An 18,370-nucleotide genomic window follows, 5' to 3' on the forward strand; every position below is an offset into this window, starting at 1 on the left:
ACGTGTCGGTGAGCACTCCGGATATCTCCATCGTTGTCGTCAGTTATAACGTCCGCGATCTCCTGGAAAATTGCCTCTATTCGCTGTATTCGGCGCTGGAGGGGATTTCCCATGAGATTTTCGTCGTGGATAACGACAGTACCGACGCAACGGTCGACATGGTGCGGCAGCGATTCCCGGACGTGGAGATGATCGCCAGCCAGGAAAACCTCGGCTTCGCAAGAGGAAACAACCTCGCGCTCGCTCGTGCACGGGGGAAATACCTTCTGCTGCTCAATCCCGACACCCTGGTACAGGAAGACAGCATCACCGCGATGCTGGACTTCTTCAGGGAAAACGCCGATGTGGGCATGGCGACATGCAAGATCATCAAACCCGATGGCAGCCTTGAACCCGGATGCCGGCGCAGCTTTCCTTCCCCCTGGGTCTCGTTCACAAAACTTGCCGGACTCAGTTCCCTCTTCCCGCATTCCTCACTGTTCGCACGTTACAACCTGACCTACCTCAGCGAGGATGAAACCTATGAAGTCGATGCCATTTCCGGATCCTTCATGATGCTCCGGCGGGAGGTTTATGAAGAGATCGGAGGACTCGACGAAAGCTACTTCATGTACGGCGAAGATCTCGACTGGTGTTATCGAACACAGAAGGCCGGGTGGAAACTCTACTACGTGCACAGCACGAAGATCATTCACTACGGCGGAGAAAGCACCAAACGCAGCAGTATCGATGCAACAGCTGAATTCTACCGCGCAATGCAGGTGTTCGCCAAAAACAACCTTGGGCTCTCTCCCGTCTGGCGTATCCTGATTGAGGCCGGCATCAAATTGCGCCTGCTGTTCAGCCGTTCGCATTACGCCGTTGAGCGGACCATGCCCCTGCTCGCCGATGCGGTCACGACGATACTCGCCATGATGGCAGCCGAGCTGCTGCGCTTCGGCGGGCTCTTCCGCTTTCCCGATTACGCGTATCCCACCGTGTATATCGCCGTCGTCGCCATCATGTGGACGGGGATGTTCATCGCCGGCTCATATACCAGGGAGCAGCACAGAATTGTTCGTTCCGGACTCGGCGTCCTCCTTGCATTCCTCATCCTCTCCTCGCTTACCTACTTTTTCAAGGACTGGCAGTTCAGTCGCATGGTGGTACTCATTGCGGGCGGACTCAATCTCGCCCTCATTCCCGGCAGGCGGATTCTCGCGGGGATTTTTTCACCGGGCATGCGCGAACAACCCGTGACGGGCCGGCGCACGTTGCTCGTGGGACGCAACGAAGAATCGCTCGAGGTGCTCAACAAGCTGAAATCGCTCGACAACCAGAGCTATGACATTGTCGGTCTGATCGATCTGCACCGGCGCGAAATCGGCAATCGGTATTTTGGCGTCGAAGTCATCGGAAGCGTGGAAAACATCGGGAAAGTCATCGATGAGAACAATGTGACCGACGTCATTATCGGTCCCGGTGTCCTGAGCTACACAGCCATCCTTTCGATGATCAGCCGCACCCGCGGCAAGGCCGTGCACTACCGCATCGTACCGCGCACGAAGGAGTTCATTATCGGCAAGGCGCGGGTCGATCAGCTGACCAGCGTTCCACTGCTCGATTTCGAGTACAATCTCATGAAATCCTCGAATCGCTTCTTCAAGCGGCTGATGGATATTGCTTTGTCTTTCCCCGGAATCCTGCTAATTTATCCTTTCACCGCTCTGCTGACGGACAAACAGAACCCCGGAGCTGCAGCTCGCTTCGTTCTTGGGCTGCCTTCCGTGCTTCGCGGGACGAAAAGCCTGGTCGGATACGATCCCGACCATGCGGACACGCTCCCCGAGGTCTATCTCGGCAAGCCCGGTCTGACCGGTCTTGCCCAGCTCCGCGGAAAGACGCTTTCAGAAGATGAAATACTCAGCTCGGTGATACAGTATGTTCGTGATTATTCGGTTTTCCTCGATATGGAAATTCTGATACGAACCCTGATGTTATCATTCATGAGACGAAACAAGACGCGATAAAAATGGCCAAGACTGTCCTGGACTTTGAACGTCCCATTGTAGAACTCGAACAGAAAATCATCGAAATGCGCAGCGTCATTGACGATCTGGAGCTGACCGACGAAATCGATGCGCTCGAACGGCGGGTCGATGATCTGCGGGCTTCCGTGTATTCGAATCTCACGCGCTGGCAGAAAGTACAGCTCGCCCGTCATCCCGACAGGCCCTATACGCTAGATTACATCCGGCTGATGACGTCAAACTTCATGGAACTGCACGGTGACAGGGGCCATGGCGACGATCACGCCATCGTTGGGGGGTTTGCGACACTCGAAGATCGTTCGGTGATGATTATCGGACATCAGAAAGGCAGGGACACGAAGAGCAACCTGTACCGGAATTTCGGCATGGCGAACCCGGAAGGATACAGGAAAGCACTGCGCCTGATGAAGCTCGCCGCCAAATTCAACCGGCCCGTGATTACGCTCGTCGATACTCCGGGAGCCTATCCCGGGCTGGAAGCAGAAGAACGGGGACAGGCGGAGGCTATCGCCCGCAACCTCTTTGAAATGACACGGCTTCCCGTTCCCATTATTGTCGTCGTCATCGGTGAGGGTGCCTCGGGCGGCGCACTCGGGATCGGGGTGGGCGATCGCATCCTGATGCTGGAAAACACCTGGTACAATGTGATTTCGCCCGAATCCTGTTCCAGCATTCTCTGGCGCAGCTGGGAATACAAGGAACAGGCCGCGGAAGCGCTGCGTCTGACCGCCCCCGACCTGCTCGAGCAGGGCATTATCGATCGCATCGTCGACGAGCCACTGGGCGGCGCACATCGCAACCATGCGGAAGCGGCGCACACACTCAAAAACGTTCTGCTTGAGGAATTGAAGGGTATGCGGTCACAGCGTCCCGAACAGCTGCTTCGGAACCGCATCCGGAAATTCGGCCAGATGGGGGATTTCTCAAGCTGACATGGTGATCAATTCACATGATACATCCATCCGGGTCCGTTATGCGGATACGGATCAGATGCAGATCGTCTACAATGGGAAGTACCTTGAGTATTTTGAAGTGGGCCGTACTGAGCTCATCCGCTCGCTCGGACTCAGTTACGCCGAAATTGAGAAACAGGGAATCTGGCTCCCACTGGTCGAGGCGCATTGCCGCTACCATCTCCCCGCACGTTACGACGATGTGCTCATAGTTCGCAGTATCGTCCAGGAGCTTCCCCGCTCCTCCCTTCGCATCGAGTACGAAATAATGCGTGAAGGCAGCGATGATATCCTGGTCTCCGGCTACACCGTTCACGTGTTCTTCGACGTCCACCGTCAGCGTCCCGCGCGTCCCCCACAGTTTTTCCTCGACGCCATGGGTATTACAGACCCGAAATAAACGCTGAATTTCACTTGGTTTGGCTGTTTATCCTCCTTTCCGCAGCATTTTTCCTCCCTTTCTTCCCCTCCCTGACAAAATTGTAAGCCGTGATTAAGTCCGCTGTAAGCTGGGCATTCTAACTTGGCCGTTGAAGTAACAGAGTTTCACTCTCAGGAATGAATATCTGAGGTCAGGTTCAGACGCCAGTCTCACAATTGTATGAAAGCAACAGTCGTCATACTGGGTTTTTTCGCGGGTCTCCTCCTCTCGATCCCACCTCTGCCGGTCTCGGCTCAGACCGGCTATCCTACTCAGGTCGCAAAGCTCGCATCGCTCAGGTCCGGCAACCCTCAGAATGTTGTGAACGCCATTACTACCATTTCACAAGACGACCTCGCGAAAACCCTGTACCAGAACCTCTATCACGTTGCCGGATCTGAGCCCTCCTCCCTTCTCGAAGCATCGGCGGTGGCCAAAGCCCTGGGCTTTGTGCTGCTTGTCGGACTCGACAGCGATTTGCAGACACTTTCCGAATCGTCGCTTGAGCAGAAGCGCATTGCGCTCCAATCACTGCTCCTGCAGATACGGACAGAGGTAGGATGCACCGTAGACGAATATCAATGGCATGCCGTGCAGCTCATGCAATTCTGTACGGCGTATGATTTTTATCGCGCATACACCGGCACCGAAGACGGGGTGATCGAAGCCCTGCTCGCATCTTATGCTTCTTCGGCGACGACACAGCTCGAACAGACCTTTGTCATCAAAAACAATCTCAGCCTCAAGCTTGCCGCTTCGGCCGGATACGCAGCGCTCATCCTGCAGGGAAGCAGCGCCGTCACCGGCGCGCAACGGGAACACTGGCTTGCGGTGAGCATGGCACATATAGAAAAGACATTGTGGGAATACCAGAGTGATCCGGACGGCATGTACGGATACAGCGAAGGTCCCTGGTATTTCCGCTACGCCATGATGAACCTCCTGCCCTTTTTCGTCACCTTCGATGAAACCTCGGGTGGCGGGAGTATTCGTGCTGAAGGACAGGACTACGCGAGTCCCTTACGGCAAAGCCGCTACAAGCGTTTATTCGACTGGATCGCCACCATCCGCATGCCCTCGGGCATGCTTCCGCCGTTTGAAGACAGCTACATGAATACTTTCTTCCCCGAGCTGGCCACACTCGGCGGAATCCCGGATTATTCCAATCTCGCCTGGGAAAATTTCACGGCCGCTGCCGAACCCGCGAATCCCGCTCGACTTTCATCTGAACTTGCACGCAGTTTCGACGGACGTGTGGAATACCTCCTTCGCATGTCCACCCTCCCTTCAGGCAGCAGCGATCAGCCACTCGTGCGGCACATGCCGAACGCAGGCTACAGTGTATTTCGCAGCAGCTGGGACGAAACGGCATTGTATTTCGCACTGATCGGCAAACATGGCATTGCACGCACGCATCGCTCTCCCGTCGGCAGCGGACATAAACAGGCGAATGAGAGTGCCTGCATGCTGGCCGCGGGCGGAGAGATGCTGCTGCTCGAGCCGGGATATCACAGCAGTGGTGAGCGTGAAGCACTGGTCTACAGTGATCACCACAATATCATGCTCGTCGACGGCTCAGGCCCCGACAGCACGAGCTACGGCAGCAATCTGTTCGGCGTCGACGCCTGGATCGGTGACACACTGACGCAGGGCAGCAGCGGCATGGCCGCAGTAACGACACGTTATCAGGACGCGGACATCGAGCGGCGCAGCACCGTGCTTGGCGGGCGCTTCGTCATACTCCGCGATGCTGCGCGTTCGGCATTCCCGAGAACATATACGCAGCAGCTGCACGGGAACGGGCTGGTCGAAGACGGGACCTGCACGCTGCATTCCGGGAAGCAGTATGCGTCCTGGACACGTGGCGCCATGACATTGCACGCCGTCAGCGCGAGTCCTTCCGGTACCCTGACACAGGCGCTCGTGCGTCGCCGGCACGCACCGTCCTCCGGCCGTTTCGCCGAGCATGACGCGCTGTACAGCAGCCTGCGTGCCGCCGATGCCGTATTCCATACCGTCCTGTACCCTGCCCGCGATGGCGAGCAGGTTTCCACGAATATCCCGGTCACCGCTCCGGGCACGACTCTTATCGATTTCCGCACGGGCGACGATCAGCTTCTATCGCTGATCAACATCAACACATGCGCTGTCACCGTCGATGCACCGGTATTCGGTGCGCTCACGACTGACGCGCTCGCGTTTCACTGCATCCTCGATCCCGCTGGCAGGCCGGAGTCATGGATGTGCGACGAAGGCAGGAGTGTCCTGAGAGACGATGTGGAGCTGCTGTCTTCGTCGATGCCCGTGCGGGTCGTCTGGTCCCACGATGAATGCCTGCGCATTTCCATCAGAAGCGACGCCGCGGGAACGCTGCGCATCGCCGTTCCTCAGACAGTCACGCGATTGACCGGCGACGGCATTGGAAGCTGGAGCATGGTTGATGGCATGCTGCTGCTCGAGATCACCGGGGGAAATGCCGATATCACGGCATACTTCGACGGCGCCGCAACCGGCGTTCCGGATACGCATGCATCCCCGCGTGCGCTGCAGCTCGGCAGCCCATATCCGCAGCCTCTGCGTGCTGACGCAGGACACATCAATGTTCCCTGCACGCTCGCTACTGCGGATCACGTTACACTTTCCGTCAACGACATGCTTGGCAGAGAAGTCGTGCGACGTCGCATGGGAAATCACTCCGCAGGAAATCATGTCCTGTCCCTGCCGCTGCAGCAGCTGCAGCCGGGCGTGTATTTCCTCAAACTCTCGACCGCTCACACCGCGGTGATGCGTCGATTCGTCATCAGGTAATGCAGAACATGAGAATACATATACAGGAAGTTCATAGAGAGGAGCAGGATATCATGATCAGCCATTCATACCAATCCAAGCCGCCAGTGGCCTGGGCGCTCGCGTTCACCGCGCTCGTTCTCGCCGCCACGCTGTTCAGCGGCTGCACCGAGCCCCTCGCACCGGTGCTGCCGGAGTGGGATGTCGACGCCAACGTGCCCATTGTCAACCACACGTACACGATGGAAGAGATGCTCAGCAACGACGATATCCTTCGCATCACCGAAGACGGTGACCAGGTACTCGTCGTCACGCAGCGCTACCCACTCAAATCCATCTGCGTCGGAGATCACCTCGCCGTGTCAGATCTGCAGTTCCGCGCATCGGAAACGTTTGACGCCGTGCGCTTTGAACTGCCGGATTATCTCAACCAGCACCTGGACGTCTTCACACTCTTTCCGTCCCTGCCGAAGGGGCAGCAGGTGGTTTCCCCGGTTTCAAATGACCTGGGAATCGCCATCGCAATAGATACGCGAGAGTATTTCGAGGAAATGACTTTTGATCGCGGGAAACTCGCACTCAGTTTTACCAATCATGTTCCCATCCCTCTCCGTCTGGAGGCCATCAGGCTGCTCGACCTGCAGGGCAATCCGATCGCCCAGGTCAATACGAACGAACTGGTACAGCCTACGCAGACCATCACGCTGCCGACAATGCAGCTTGATGGACTCACTCTGCGCAACAACATGAAGCTGGCCTTCGACATCTCTTCCCCCGGCAGCGGTGGCGCCAGCGTCGATCTCAACAGCAGCATGAGTCTAGGTGTGCAGGGCGCATTGCGTGACACCGACATCCGCTCGGTCCGTGGATATGTTCCCTCGCAGGAACTTCTGTACAACCGCAGTGTGAACATCACGGAAGCCAACGGACTGCGTGTCTCGGATGCACTGGTGCACAGTGGCGAGCTCAGGTTCACAGTCAAGAATTATTTCGCAGTCGGCGGACAGTTCAGCATCTCCCTTCCGGGCGCGACCCGCGGCGGTGCTCCGATTACCGCCGGCGCCTACGTAGCGCCCAACAGTACGAAAATCATCGCTCTCGACCTCGCCGACGCCGCGCTCATTCTCAGCGACCAGACGAAACTCAGCTACGAGGCACATATTGTCACAGACGATGCCTCTGACCGTACCGTCCTTGTGCGTAAAAGCGACAGCGTTTCGGTGACGGGACAGTTGAAGGACGTGCATTTCGCCTCCCTGAACGGCACGCTTCCTCCGACGGCACTGAATGTGCGCGATATGAAATACTCGGATTTCAATCTCGATAAAACCATTTCCGGCGCAATACACCTTTCGGAGGCGAGGATGTGGGCTGCACTTTCAAACCGGTCTGTTCTCCCGGTCGGCATCGAAGATGCTTCGGTGCTCGGGAAAAACCTCTCCGGATCGAGTGCTTCCCTGCGTGTCATCCCGATGGATCTGGCAGGACAATCCGATGCACGGGTCGATTTTGAGCAGTCGCAGGTGGTGAATTTCCTGAACAGTTTCTCACCCGCGTACCCTGACAGCCTCGGCATGGAAGGAAAGTTCGTCCTCAATCCCCAGGGAGCCCAGGCCAGCATCGCGGGGACCGACTCCATCACGGGCGATCTTTTCGTCGAATTCCCCCTCCGCTTCACGCAGGTGAATGGAAGCGTCGTCGACACGGTGGATCTGGTCATCGACGAGACGACGCGACGCAAAATGACGGAAGTCAATGAAGGACTGCTCAGCTTCACGGTCGAGAACCATCTCCCCACCACCGTCATGGTTGAACCGGAGTTCCTCGACAGCAGGGGCAATGTAATCCTGGTTCCCACGACGCTCGATGGCACCCCCCTGCAGGTATCGGCCGCCCCGGTGGACGCATCAGGATATGTCAGCAGTTCACGAACGGAGAAGCTCTCACTGCACTTCAGTGCGGAAGAATTCAGCCGGCTGGCGGAATCGACCGCGCTGCGCTTCCGCCTCTCCTTCACCGCCTCGGAGCAGGCAAGCGCTGCCTTCCGCAGTACCGATTACGTGCGTATCCGCGGATATGCCCGTCTGAACGTCAGCAGCACTATCACGGAGAAATAGTATGCATCGCAGGAATACAGGAAATACCATTCGCGCCGCAGGCGCTGCGCTGATCCTCACCTTGCTCTGCGGCTATGCGACAGTGGAGGCGCAGACGATCGGAACGAGCGCCCGTCTGACCGGCATGGGAAACAGCAGTGCCGGACTCGTGCGCGGACTCGACGCGTTGAACGTCAATCCTGCACAGCTTGTCCCGGATGACGGTGTCACCGTCTCGTTCGGCGTCCTTCCCTTCGGAGCGCAGGCCGGTGCCGACTTCATGGATTACAGCACGTACAATCAATACTTCACCGGCACCCCAGACGCGAAGGGCAAGCGCACGCCGACCTATCTCACCTCCGCCGACAAACAGGCCATACTGAATACATTCTCTGGCGAGACCGGGCACTTCACACACGATATCCGGTACACGCTGTTCAACGCCATGCTTTCAACGCGTGCCATGACTGTCGCCGTGGGCATTACGGAACGCACCGGAAGCAATGTCGCACTTCCCCGCTCATTCGCCGAATTCATGTTCTTCGGCAACGAGCCAGGCAAGGCCTTCGATTTCAGCAATACCGAAGTCTCGTCATCGTGGACACGGGATTACAGTCTGACCGTCGCACAGGAATTCAGACTGTATCGCCGAATTCCCATTCTCGTCGGTGCCAGTCTCAAACTGGTACACGGCTATGCTTACTTCGGGATCGATCGCTTCAACAGCAGCTTCGTCACGGACCCGGAAACCTACGAGGTGCGCGGCACCGCTGACATGGTTGCGCGATATGCCGGCACCAGCGACTGGATCGGGAACAATAATGATTTTCATTACTCGTTGTTTCCCACGCCTGTCGGCACCGGTTTCGGTGTGGACATCGGTGCGCACATGAAGCTCACCAGGATGTTCAGCGCCGGCTTCAGTCTCGTCGATCTCGGTTCGGTGAGCTGGGACCGCGGTGCACATGAAATTACGGCGAACGAAGATTTCGTCATCGACGATCTGTCCTCCACCGACCAGGTGGATGAAATACAATCGCGACTCAACGGGACGGAGTATGAAATACCTTCATTCTCTACCCCCCTCCCGTCAGCAATGATCATATCCGGTGTTCTCAGCCTCCCCGATATGCCACGCAGGGGCAAATACTGGCATTTCACCTTCGCCTACAGGCAGGGCTTCAACGACATGTCAGGCAACAGCACCCATCCGCGTATTGGCGTGGGCACGGAAATCGAGCTCCTTTACAACGTGGCGTTCCGCTTCGGCGTAAACGTCGGCGGCGTCGAACCCATTATTTTCGGCGCAGGAGTCGGCTTCATCGCCGACAATTTCAAGCTCGATATCGGGACGATGGACATCACTCCGCATCTGAACGACTCGTTCTCCGCGGTAGCAGTGGGCGTCAGTTCCCACTGGGATATCTAAGAAATTCCGGAACGGAGACCCCGGTTTCCGGTCCGGGATACCATACCCTACTTCCCTTCCTCTTACTTCCGGGCCGGGGATTTCGGTCCCCGGCCAAGACATGCAAGCCTTCCCGGCTTGCATGTCCTTTTTTCCGTCCGTAATTTTTCAAAATGCATTCATTCGGGCGCCCTCATATCGGTGCGGTTATCGCACTTTTTCTGCTCCCATGGACGCTGTTCGGGCAAACCGGGCAGGTGCCGGATGCCAATCGCGCGAATCTGATCACACAGCAGCTTCGCGCACGCTCGCAGCAGAGCAGTGGCAGCAGGGCAATGTTTGCACGAGCTACAGCCACACAATCGACATCTGCGCATCCGAGAGTCCCGAAAATAGGACTGGTGCTCAGCGGAGGGGGCTCACGCGGCATTGCCCAGATTGGCGTGATCAAGGCGCTGGAAGATGCCGGCATCGTACCGGATTTCATCGTCGGGACAAGTGTAGGCAGTATTATCGGTGGACTGTATGCATGCGGTTACAGCGCCGATCGACTCGAACACAGTATCAGAACTATCGACTGGAACAATGTGCTGCAGCTGCGGGATGAGGCCGACCGCAGTCTTCTGACCGTCGATCAGAAACCCGTATCCGACCGTTCCATTCTCACGATGCGTCTCGATGGACTGCAGCCCGTGATACCACTGGCTGTATCGAACGGTCAGCGCCTGACGAACATGCTCAACGAGCTCGCGCTGCAGGGAACGCATTACGCAAGAAATTTTGATGATCTGCAGATCCCGTTTCGTGCCGTCGCGACGGATCTCTACAGTGGGAAGCGTGTCGTCCTCAGCAGCGGCAGCCTCGCGGAAGCCATGCGTTCGAGCTCTACCATCCCGGTGATGTTCAGTCCGGTGACCATGGACAGCATGGCACTTGTCGACGGCGGACTGCTTTCGAACATTCCTGTCGACGTCGCCGTGGATCAGGGGTGCGACATCATCATCGCCGTCAACACCACCAGTCCGCTGCGGCGGAACGACGAAATCACCAATCCGCTCGAGACGCTCGATCAGGTATTCAACGTCATGATGCAGAACCGGATCGATGAGGAACTCGCGCCGGCAGACTTCATCATTTCGCCGCCGCTTGATGGGTTCGGCGGGACCAACTTTGATCACATCGACTCCCTTCTCCTGCTCGGCTACGAGGCGGGTCGTGCGATGCTGCCTGCGCTTCGCGACACGATCTTCAGCAGAATGATCTCGGCAATGCCTGTTCCTTCCTCTGCTGAGGGGTATCGTGCCGTCGTGTGCACATCACCACTCTGCAGCGACGACAGCTGGTTCTCCAGCAGTCACTCGGTTGAAGATATCCAGCGCAAAGCGGTAGAGCTGCAGCTGCGACCGGATGTTCTCGGTGTCGAACTCACCTACGACAACAGCAACACCGTGCATCTTGAAGTGCGGTCTGCCATGCATATCGGCAGCATCGTACTGCATGGCAATACCATACTTCCGGAGGCCGCGATCTCCGGCATCGAATCCCGATGGGTCGGGGCACCGTGGACGGCTGTTTCCCGCAGTTCATTTGAACGATATGTACTCGAAGACTACCGCATACGTGGATATTCGCTTGCGGCAATTGACTCGATGGCGCGACATGGCGACGGCAGCGTACATGTATACATCCGCGAAGGCAGAATCGGCCACATCCTTGTGCAGGGCAACACACGTACAGACCGGGTGGTGATTCTGCGGGAACTCCCCCTGAAGGAAGGTGGACGTTTCCGTATCAATGATTTGAAGCGGGGGATGGATAATCTCGCCGGACTCAATCTCTTCCACTACGTCACCTTCGATCTCGTCCCGAACGAGGAGGCGGCAGACCTGATCATCCGTGTTATCGAGCGTCCCTCGCAGATGCTGCAGGTGGGACTCCTGGTCGACAACGAACGCAACGCGCAGATCGGCCTCGTACTGCGGGATGCGAACTTTTTCGGTACGGGCACTGAGCTGGCATCGACATTCTTCTCCGGCGACCAGAATCGCCGCTATGGACTGCGATACAATACCAATCGGTTGTTCTACTCGCCGTTCACGCTCAGGGTGGAAGGCTATTACGGGTTCAAGGACTTCAACAACTACAAGGATGTGACGGACCTGCCTTCCTACCGTTTCGAACGTGAAGTTGCCTCCGTCACCCGCCATATCACCTATGGTGGCGCCGCTTCGCTGGGCATGAACGTCGAGCGCATCGGCAATTTGCTCGCTACGTTCCGCTATGAACAGCAGAATGTACGGACGGATCAGATTCGCCGCATGGATGCGGATATGGTCGATGAGAAAAACCTCGTCGTCTCCATGAGCATCAGTTCAACCATTGACACGCAGGATCGCTATCCGTATCCATGTCAGGGACTGTTTTTTACGGCGGAGTATCGCTCTGCACAGATTCCGCTGGGAAGCGAAGTCGCGTTTTCACGCATAGAAAGCAGTTACGAGCTTTACGTCCCTCTCATCGAGCACAGCCTGGTCGTCCACCCGCGCTTCATGTTCGGGTACGGCGACAAGACCATGCCCAGAAGCGAGGAATTCCGGCTGGGAGGGCTCTCCTCCTTCATCGGCATGCGTGAGAATGAATACAACGGGCGACAGCTCGCCGTCGGCAGCCTGGAGTTCCGCTATCAGCTGCCCATCGCCATCCTCTTCGACAGTTACCTTTCATTCCGCTATGATCTCGGACGCACCTGGGCGAATCCTGAACTCATCAAGATTGAAGATTTGCGTCATGGGGCAGGACTCATACTCGGACTGGACACTCCCATCGGTCCAGCCGACTTTGCCATTGGACGTAGTTTTTATTTCCTGCGCAACAATCCCTCCACCCCTGCGCGCTGGGGTCCTCTCAACCTCTATTTTTCCATCGGCGTCGAGCTTGACTGACCAGTTCTGTAATTGACTGGCCAGTTCTACAAATGACTGAAGGCAAAACAGCCTTGAAGGTCATCCATCACCGGTCAAATACTGATCAGCATGCAATTTTCGTTGTCAACTCTCGATATTCCTCAGGAATTCAGTCAGGAGTCGCACTCCGACACCTGTGCCGCCCTTGGGCTGGTAATCCGTCGCCGCATCGAGGAAGGACGTTCCGGCAATATCGAGATGAATCCAGGGATATTCGCCGATGAAATTCTGCAGAAAGATGCCTGCGGTGATAGCGCCACCCCAGCGGCCACCGAGATTCTTGAGATCGGCGATATCACTTTCCATCATTTTCTTGTACTCATCGAAGAGCGGTAATTCCCAGACACGTTCGTAGGTACCGTCGCCAGCTGCTTTCATGGCGGCCTTCAGGTCATCATCGTTCCCCATCATGCCTGTCGCATGGGAAGCGAGTGCGACGACAACAGCGCCTGTCAGAGTGGCAACGTCCACAATTGCAGCCGGTTTGAAGCGCTGTGCATAAACGAGCGCATCCGCGAGGATGAGTCGTCCTTCTGCGTCTGTATTCTTCACTTCGACCGTGGTGCCATCCGAAATGGTGATGACATCTCCCGGACACATGGCGCCGCCACCTGTCATATTGTCGGTCACCGGAATGAGTGCCACGACGCGAAGCGGGAGTTTCAGTTTTGCGATGGCGAACATCGTTCCGAGCACGGCGGCAGCCCCGCCCATATCCGACTTCATCTCTTCCATCGCACTCGCGGGTTTAATCGAGAGTCCGCCCGAATCGAAGGTGATGCCTTTCCCCACAAGCACGTAGGGTTTCAGTCGTTTTCGCTTGTCATTATACTCCATGACGATAAAGCGCGGCTCGGCTGCGCTGCCCTGATTGACGCCAAGCAGGCCACCCATTTTGTTGGCCTGAATTTCCTTCTTGTTCAGGATGACGGTCTTGATATTCAGTTTTTTTCCGAGAGCCACTGCCGCCTTTGCCAGGGCATCCGTTCCAAGAGCATTTGCGGGGGCGTTCACGAGATCGCGGGCGTACTGTACCGCTTCGACGAGAAGCTGGCTCTCCTGAATCCCGTTTTTCATCCGGCTTTGATATCCTTCGTCCGCCGTCACCATTTTCACTTCCTTGATGACGCCCTTGGTATCGTCCTTCTTCTTTTTCTTGAACTGGTCATAGCGGTAGGTTGCCAGAAGCGCCCCCTCGACCATGGCGCTGACCGTGACCTCGAAGGAGACAGGAAGGATTTTACGGACGATTTCCTCGAGCGGAACATAGATTGCGACAGTCGGGGCGACCGAATTCATGGCGATCTTCATCGCCTGCGCCGCCGCGCGCCTGACACGTTCGACACCCATCGCATCGGTATCACCGAGTCCGACAAGCACAAATCGCCCTTCCGCGGTGGTCAGGGTGCTGATCTCATCCGCTTTCCCGGTGAATTCCCCGCGCTCCAGCAGATCTGACACCGCTGCCTTGAGATCGGGGCAAATCTGTTTCAGGGTTTTATTGAAGAGCGTTTTGTCGCTGGGAAAGGGTATCGCGTACATATCCGCCGCGACGCGGTCCGGTGTTCCATAGTGGCCGGTGCATTTCAACATGGGGGCTCCTTCTCGATGATGGTGACATCCTCACGGACGAGCGCATGATGTGCCAGCTTCCCTAGAAGCGGACATCGAAAATCATTGTAACGGAAAAAGGAATAACAAACAACCGGACGGCGATTTCCGGCGGAAAAAGCGATGGCGGAAAGGAAAAAGCCCGTTTTTCGGGAAAACGGGCTGGATTTCTGCTGGGACTAGCGTGGGTTTGCGGGACGAATGTCGATTTCACTCGACAGTGCTCTCCGCGGGGCCCGCAATGCATGCAGGATGGAATCCGCAACATCCTCAGCACGGAGAATGCGGTCCCGGTTCGGAGACATCGGTGTGCCGTCAAAGAAACTGGTATCAGTAGAGCCGGGGAACACACTGAAAACACGTACGTTATGCTCGCGCACCTCATGCATGAGTGACTGTGCGATCCCGCGAACGGCAAATTTGCTTGCACTGTAGGCCGTGCCTCCGGCAAAGCCGTTCTTCCCTGCCAGCGATGCGACGACAACGACATCCCCTTCCTTTCGTTCGACCATACCGGGCACCGTCTCATGCAATGTCACCCAGACACCACGGACATTCGTGGCCATCACCGCATCGAACTCGGAAGTTTTCATTTCCGTGAGTGGTTTGAACACGCCGAAGCCGGCATTCGCGATGACGATGGATATAGGACTCAGCAGCATCTCCGCTTTTTCGACGAAGGCGTGCAGCTGATCTTCATCGGAGACATCCACACTGCCAATCACGAGTTTTCCGGGCAGGGCTTTTGCAGCCTCCCGCAATTCATCGAGGCGATACTGGGAGCGGGCACAGGCGGCAACGTTAGCACCGTCACGCAGCAGTTCCAGGGTGAGATTCCTGCCGATACCGCTGCTGGCACCGGTCACGAGTGCGGTTTTTCCTTCAAATGACATCAGAGTGCTCCACCAATTGGCTGTAAAACCAGTTCTTCAATCGTCGTTCGCGACGAAGCTGCGCATGCGTCGCAGACCGCGGCAGCGACATCGTCCGCAGTCATCATGCGTTCGGCGTGTTTTTCCCGCACCCTGTCAGGCCAGATCGCGGTATCGGTCGCCCCCGGGTACACATTCAGGACGCGAATGCCGGAAGAGCGCACCTCACTGCGCAGGCAGTCCGCCATCATGCGAAGCCCCGCTTTTGTTGCACCATACACGGAGCTGTTCGGAAATACCTGCCGTGCAGCCATGGAATTTATCATGACAATATGTCCTTCACCCCTCTCCAACATTGAGGGGAGCACGGCTTTCGTCGTGAGAAATGGTCCGCGCAGATTCGTTGTCATCAGATCGTCGAATGCATCGATATCGGTTTCCGTAAAGGGCTGAAACACCGTCGTCCCGGCGTTATTGACCAGGATGTCGATATGCCCCGTTCTGTCCATGATTTTCCGGTACGCCGCCTGCACTTCAGCCGCGTCGGTGACATCGCAGGGTACCGCGAAGGCGTTCGCGCCGAGTTCGGAGGCGGTTGCTCGCAATCCTTCAGGATCACGGCTGCTGAGATACGCATCAGCACCTTCGTTCATGAAAGACGCGGCAATGGCTTTTCCGATTCCTGAGCGGCCACCTGTCACCCAGATGGTTTTTCCCTCAAATCGCATACTCAAAACCCTGTATTGATGAGACGTAGAAATTCTTCCCGCGTTTTGGAGTTGGCTTCAAAGGCACCGAGCATTTCACTGGTCGTGGCAACGGAATTCTGCTTCTGGACGCCACGCATCATCATGCACATATGCCGGCCTTCGCATACCACCGCAACCCCGAGCGGATTGAGGGCTGCCTGCAGCGCCTCCGCGATTTGCTGCGTCATGCGTTCCTGCACCTGCAATCGGCGCGAGAACACTTCGACGATGCGAGGCAGTTTGCTGAGGCCAACGATCTTGCCGTTCGGGATATAGGCAATATGGCAGCTCCCGAAGAACGGCAGCATATGATGCTCACACAGCGAATAGAAATCGATATCCTTGACGATCACCATTTCATTGTAATCTTCCTCGAAAATGGCGCCGTTGAGAACGTCGTCGACCTCCTGTTCATAGCCCATGGTCAGAAAGCGCCACGCCTTGGCGACGCGATAGGGTGTTTTGATCAGCCCTTCCCGTTGCGGATCCTCACCGATGTGACGAAGAATCTCCGCGATATTCCCCTCGAACTCCGGTTCCCTGTCATCAAGTTTTTTGAGGCTGTCCGCATTCTGTGCGCTGGCGTTCATTATTCACCCCTGTAATCGACGATGTTTTTTTCAGTTTCGTACAGCCTGACCTGATAGAGCTTCCCCTGTGGGATGCGATTGACAAGCTGCTCCCAAATGCCCACGGCAATATTTTCCGCGGTTGGAATTTTCCCGCTCAGAAAATCGACGTCGGTGTTGAGATTGCGATGGTCGACTTTGCGGATGACATATTCGAGGATCACCTCTTTGAGTTCCTTGAGGTCGACGACATACCCCGTTTCCGGATCGATTTCCCCGACGACGGTAACTTCCACATAGTAGTTGTGACCGTGTCCCGCCGGATTATTGCATTTCCCGAATACACGCTCATTCCTGGCATCGTCCCATGCGGGATTATAAAGCCGATGCGCGGCGGAAAAATGTTCGCGTCGTGTCACATACGTCATGATGAGATATCCTCGATGAGGCTTACACGGGCCTGCTGCGGGATCGGAACTTCCGCGCTGCATTTTTCATGCACCGACTCCAGCATGGCTGGAACGGATGGGTTGCAGAACGCGGCCACCTGCTCTTCTGTCAGTGTGAAACGAATGTAAAACACATCGCTGTCACATACCAGTGTATCCTCATCCACATCGAAGGTGGCATACACTTTTTCCTCACCGATTTTGAGACTGATGCACTCACGCGTGATACCGTTGAGACGCTGCAACGCATTGTCGACTTCCCGATACTCTGGAACGCGAATGACCAGAGTTGCGCTCAATTCACGATCTCGCGGTATCAGGAGATTGAAGCAGCTCAGTTCGAGCGCGATGTGTTCAGGCGAATCATCCCGTTCGACACGCATGACTTCCTGCACCTGGTACTGCACGGTTTTCCGGTTTTCAAAAATGAGCACACAGGCGTCGCTCAACTCAAACCGACGCAACTTGCGGAGCGCGGTCGCCTCACGGCGGAGGACGTCACGCTGCTGCTCGTAGCTCTGCAGAGATAGGATTTCCTGTACTTCGAGTGGTTTCATGTATCCAAGACATTCAGAATGGGTTAGAACGCGAACTGTCGATTGCCTGATCAGGCAAGTTCTTCGAGGGCGGCGAGCACTTCGTCGACATGCCCCTTCACCTTGACCTTCGGCCAGATGTTACGTACAACACCTTTACTGTCTATGAGAACGGTGGTCCGCACGATTCCCATATACGTCCGCCCGTAATTCTTCTTTTCCTGCCAGACGCCATACTTCTCGAGCATTCCCTTGGACTCATCACTCAGCAGTTCGAACGGCAATTCATACTTGTCGCGGAACTTCTCATGTGATTTCATGCTGTCGGCACTCACCCCGAGCACAACCGCTCCCGCTGCACTGAGACGGGCGAAGTTGTCCCTGAAATCACAGGCCTCTTTGGTGCAGCCCGGCGTATTGTCTTTCGGGTAGAAATAGAGGACGACGGGTTTTCCCGCAAAATCCTTGAGTGCAACCGTGCCTCCGCTGGTGGACGGGAGGCTGAATGCGGGAGCTTTTTTCCCTGTTTCCAGCATATCAATTCCTCGATGGGATAAACAAAAGAAAGGGGCGGATACTGTCCACCCCTTCAGCACTGTGCGTGAACTCAGATACAGTTCATGTGGCAAAAGCACCGCAAGGGCGACGAAGCTCTGCCAGAGAAGTTACCTGGCCTTGCAGCCGATTTTGAGTGTCACCTGATATTCCGTCGTCGTGGCATCGACCATACGCCCGCGAACGGATACAACTTCGAACCATGCGACGTGATAGTTTGCAGATGCGTCGTTGAGGCCTTCCTGAATGGCGGCTTCAATGTTCTCGGTCGAGATGCCGACGATTTCTTTGTACTCAAAAACAGATGCCATGATAGCTCCTCTGGTGTATTGGAAATAACATGAAAACGGTCGGCGGCGTTCCGCCTCCCG

15 protein-coding genes are annotated in these 18,370 nt (G+C 56.2%); 7 read left to right on the top strand and 8 right to left on the bottom strand.

Translation table 11 applies throughout. The features are described from left to right. Positions 1-2 precede the first annotated feature (2 nt). The 7 genes from KQI65_13105 to KQI65_13135 all read left to right on the top strand — a co-directional run bounded on the left by KQI65_13105 (position 3) and on the right by KQI65_13135 (position 12,637). A complete protein-coding gene (locus tag KQI65_13105; GenBank protein MCB2205676.1) occupies positions 3-2,009 on the top strand; it encodes a glycosyltransferase in 2,007 nt (668 codons plus the stop codon). A gap of 2 nt (positions 2,010-2,011) precedes the next feature. Then, positions 2,012-2,962, top strand: a complete 951-nt coding sequence (locus KQI65_13110; protein MCB2205677.1) for an acetyl-CoA carboxylase carboxyltransferase subunit alpha — start codon at positions 2,012-2,014, stop codon at positions 2,960-2,962. A 7-nt stretch (positions 2,963-2,969) separates the two neighbouring features. Continuing rightward, on the top strand, positions 2,970-3,383 hold the full coding sequence (locus KQI65_13115; GenBank protein MCB2205678.1) for an acyl-CoA thioesterase: 414 nt from the start codon (positions 2,970-2,972) through the stop codon (positions 3,381-3,383). A gap of 201 nt (positions 3,384-3,584) precedes the next feature. Beyond that, positions 3,585-6,212, top strand: a complete 2,628-nt coding sequence (locus KQI65_13120) for a T9SS type A sorting domain-containing protein (GenBank protein ID MCB2205679.1) — start codon at positions 3,585-3,587, stop codon at positions 6,210-6,212. A gap of 53 nt (positions 6,213-6,265) precedes the next feature. Further along, a complete protein-coding gene (locus KQI65_13125) occupies positions 6,266-8,308 on the top strand; it encodes a hypothetical protein (GenBank protein MCB2205680.1) in 2,043 nt (680 codons plus the stop codon). A gap of 1 nt (position 8,309) precedes the next feature. Further along, positions 8,310-9,716 (top strand): hypothetical protein, encoded by a 1,407-nt coding sequence (locus KQI65_13130; protein MCB2205681.1) that lies wholly within the window; start codon positions 8,310-8,312, stop codon positions 9,714-9,716. A gap of 152 nt (positions 9,717-9,868) precedes the next feature. Beyond that, positions 9,869-12,637, top strand: a complete 2,769-nt coding sequence (locus KQI65_13135) for a patatin-like phospholipase family protein (GenBank protein MCB2205682.1) — start codon at positions 9,869-9,871, stop codon at positions 12,635-12,637. A gap of 105 nt (positions 12,638-12,742) precedes the next feature. On the opposite strand, the gene KQI65_13140 is transcribed toward KQI65_13135, so the two are convergent. From KQI65_13140 to KQI65_13175, 8 genes are all read right to left on the bottom strand, one after another. Then, entirely contained in the window at positions 12,743-14,251 is a 1,509-nt protein-coding gene (locus KQI65_13140; protein ID MCB2205683.1) for a leucyl aminopeptidase, read from the bottom strand. A 197-nt stretch (positions 14,252-14,448) separates the two neighbouring features. Beyond that, entirely contained in the window at positions 14,449-15,162 is a 714-nt protein-coding gene (locus tag KQI65_13145; GenBank protein MCB2205684.1) for an SDR family NAD(P)-dependent oxidoreductase, read from the bottom strand. Beyond that, positions 15,162-15,869 (bottom strand): SDR family oxidoreductase, encoded by a 708-nt coding sequence (locus tag KQI65_13150; GenBank protein ID MCB2205685.1) that lies wholly within the window; start codon positions 15,867-15,869, stop codon positions 15,162-15,164. Before KQI65_13150 ends, KQI65_13145 begins: the two co-directional genes overlap by 1 nt. A 2-nt stretch (positions 15,870-15,871) precedes the next feature. Beyond that, complete coding sequence (gene folE / locus KQI65_13155; GenBank protein ID MCB2205686.1) at positions 15,872-16,480, bottom strand: GTP cyclohydrolase I FolE; 609 nt, start codon at positions 16,478-16,480, stop codon at positions 15,872-15,874. Next, the gene (locus tag KQI65_13160) at positions 16,480-16,887 is read right to left on the bottom strand and encodes a 6-carboxytetrahydropterin synthase (protein MCB2205687.1); all 408 of its coding nucleotides are present in this window, start codon (positions 16,885-16,887) and stop codon (positions 16,480-16,482) included. Before KQI65_13160 ends, folE begins: the two co-directional genes overlap by 1 nt. Further along, positions 16,884-17,465, bottom strand: coding sequence for a DUF3501 family protein (locus tag KQI65_13165; GenBank protein ID MCB2205688.1), 582 nt, complete (start codon positions 17,463-17,465; stop codon positions 16,884-16,886). The genes KQI65_13160 and KQI65_13165 overlap by 4 nt, the downstream gene beginning before the upstream one ends. A gap of 50 nt (positions 17,466-17,515) precedes the next feature. Continuing rightward, positions 17,516-17,980, bottom strand: coding sequence for a thioredoxin-dependent thiol peroxidase (bcp, locus tag KQI65_13170; GenBank protein MCB2205689.1), 465 nt, complete (start codon positions 17,978-17,980; stop codon positions 17,516-17,518). 129 nt (positions 17,981-18,109) lie between these two features. After that, entirely contained in the window at positions 18,110-18,310 is a 201-nt protein-coding gene (locus KQI65_13175) for a dodecin domain-containing protein (GenBank protein MCB2205690.1), read from the bottom strand. Positions 18,311-18,370: the final 60 nt, after the last annotated feature.

The organism is bacterium, from assembly GCA_020444325.1.
Classification (GTDB): domain Bacteria; phylum Bacteroidota; class Ignavibacteria; order SZUA-365; family SZUA-365; genus BM516.

Bases quoted from the DNA above. Each gene is read 5' to 3' on its own strand.
- KQI65_13110 (MCB2205677.1), top strand. From the start codon at position 2,012: ATGGCCAAGACTGTCCTGGACTTTGAACGTCCCATTGTAGAACTCGAA.
- KQI65_13120 (MCB2205679.1), top strand. From the start codon at position 3,585: ATGAAAGCAACAGTCGTCATACTGGGTTTTTTCGCGGGTCTCCTCCTC.
- KQI65_13125 (MCB2205680.1), top strand. From the start codon at position 6,266: ATGATCAGCCATTCATACCAATCCAAGCCGCCAGTGGCCTGGGCGCTC.
- KQI65_13130 (MCB2205681.1), top strand. From the start codon at position 8,310: ATGCATCGCAGGAATACAGGAAATACCATTCGCGCCGCAGGCGCTGCG.
- KQI65_13135 (MCB2205682.1), top strand. From the start codon at position 9,869: ATGCATTCATTCGGGCGCCCTCATATCGGTGCGGTTATCGCACTTTTT.
- KQI65_13140 (MCB2205683.1), bottom strand. From the start codon at position 14,251: ATGTTGAAATGCACCGGCCACTATGGAACACCGGACCGCGTCGCGGCG.
- KQI65_13145 (MCB2205684.1), bottom strand. From the start codon at position 15,162: ATGTCATTTGAAGGAAAAACCGCACTCGTGACCGGTGCCAGCAGCGGT.
- KQI65_13150 (MCB2205685.1), bottom strand. From the start codon at position 15,869: ATGCGATTTGAGGGAAAAACCATCTGGGTGACAGGTGGCCGCTCAGGA.
- folE (MCB2205686.1), bottom strand. From the start codon at position 16,480: ATGAACGCCAGCGCACAGAATGCGGACAGCCTCAAAAAACTTGATGAC.
- KQI65_13160 (MCB2205687.1), bottom strand. From the start codon at position 16,887: ATGACGTATGTGACACGACGCGAACATTTTTCCGCCGCGCATCGGCTT.
- KQI65_13165 (MCB2205688.1), bottom strand. From the start codon at position 17,465: ATGAAACCACTCGAAGTACAGGAAATCCTATCTCTGCAGAGCTACGAG.
- bcp (MCB2205689.1), bottom strand. From the start codon at position 17,980: ATGCTGGAAACAGGGAAAAAAGCTCCCGCATTCAGCCTCCCGTCCACC.
- KQI65_13175 (MCB2205690.1), bottom strand. From the start codon at position 18,310: ATGGCATCTGTTTTTGAGTACAAAGAAATCGTCGGCATCTCGACCGAG.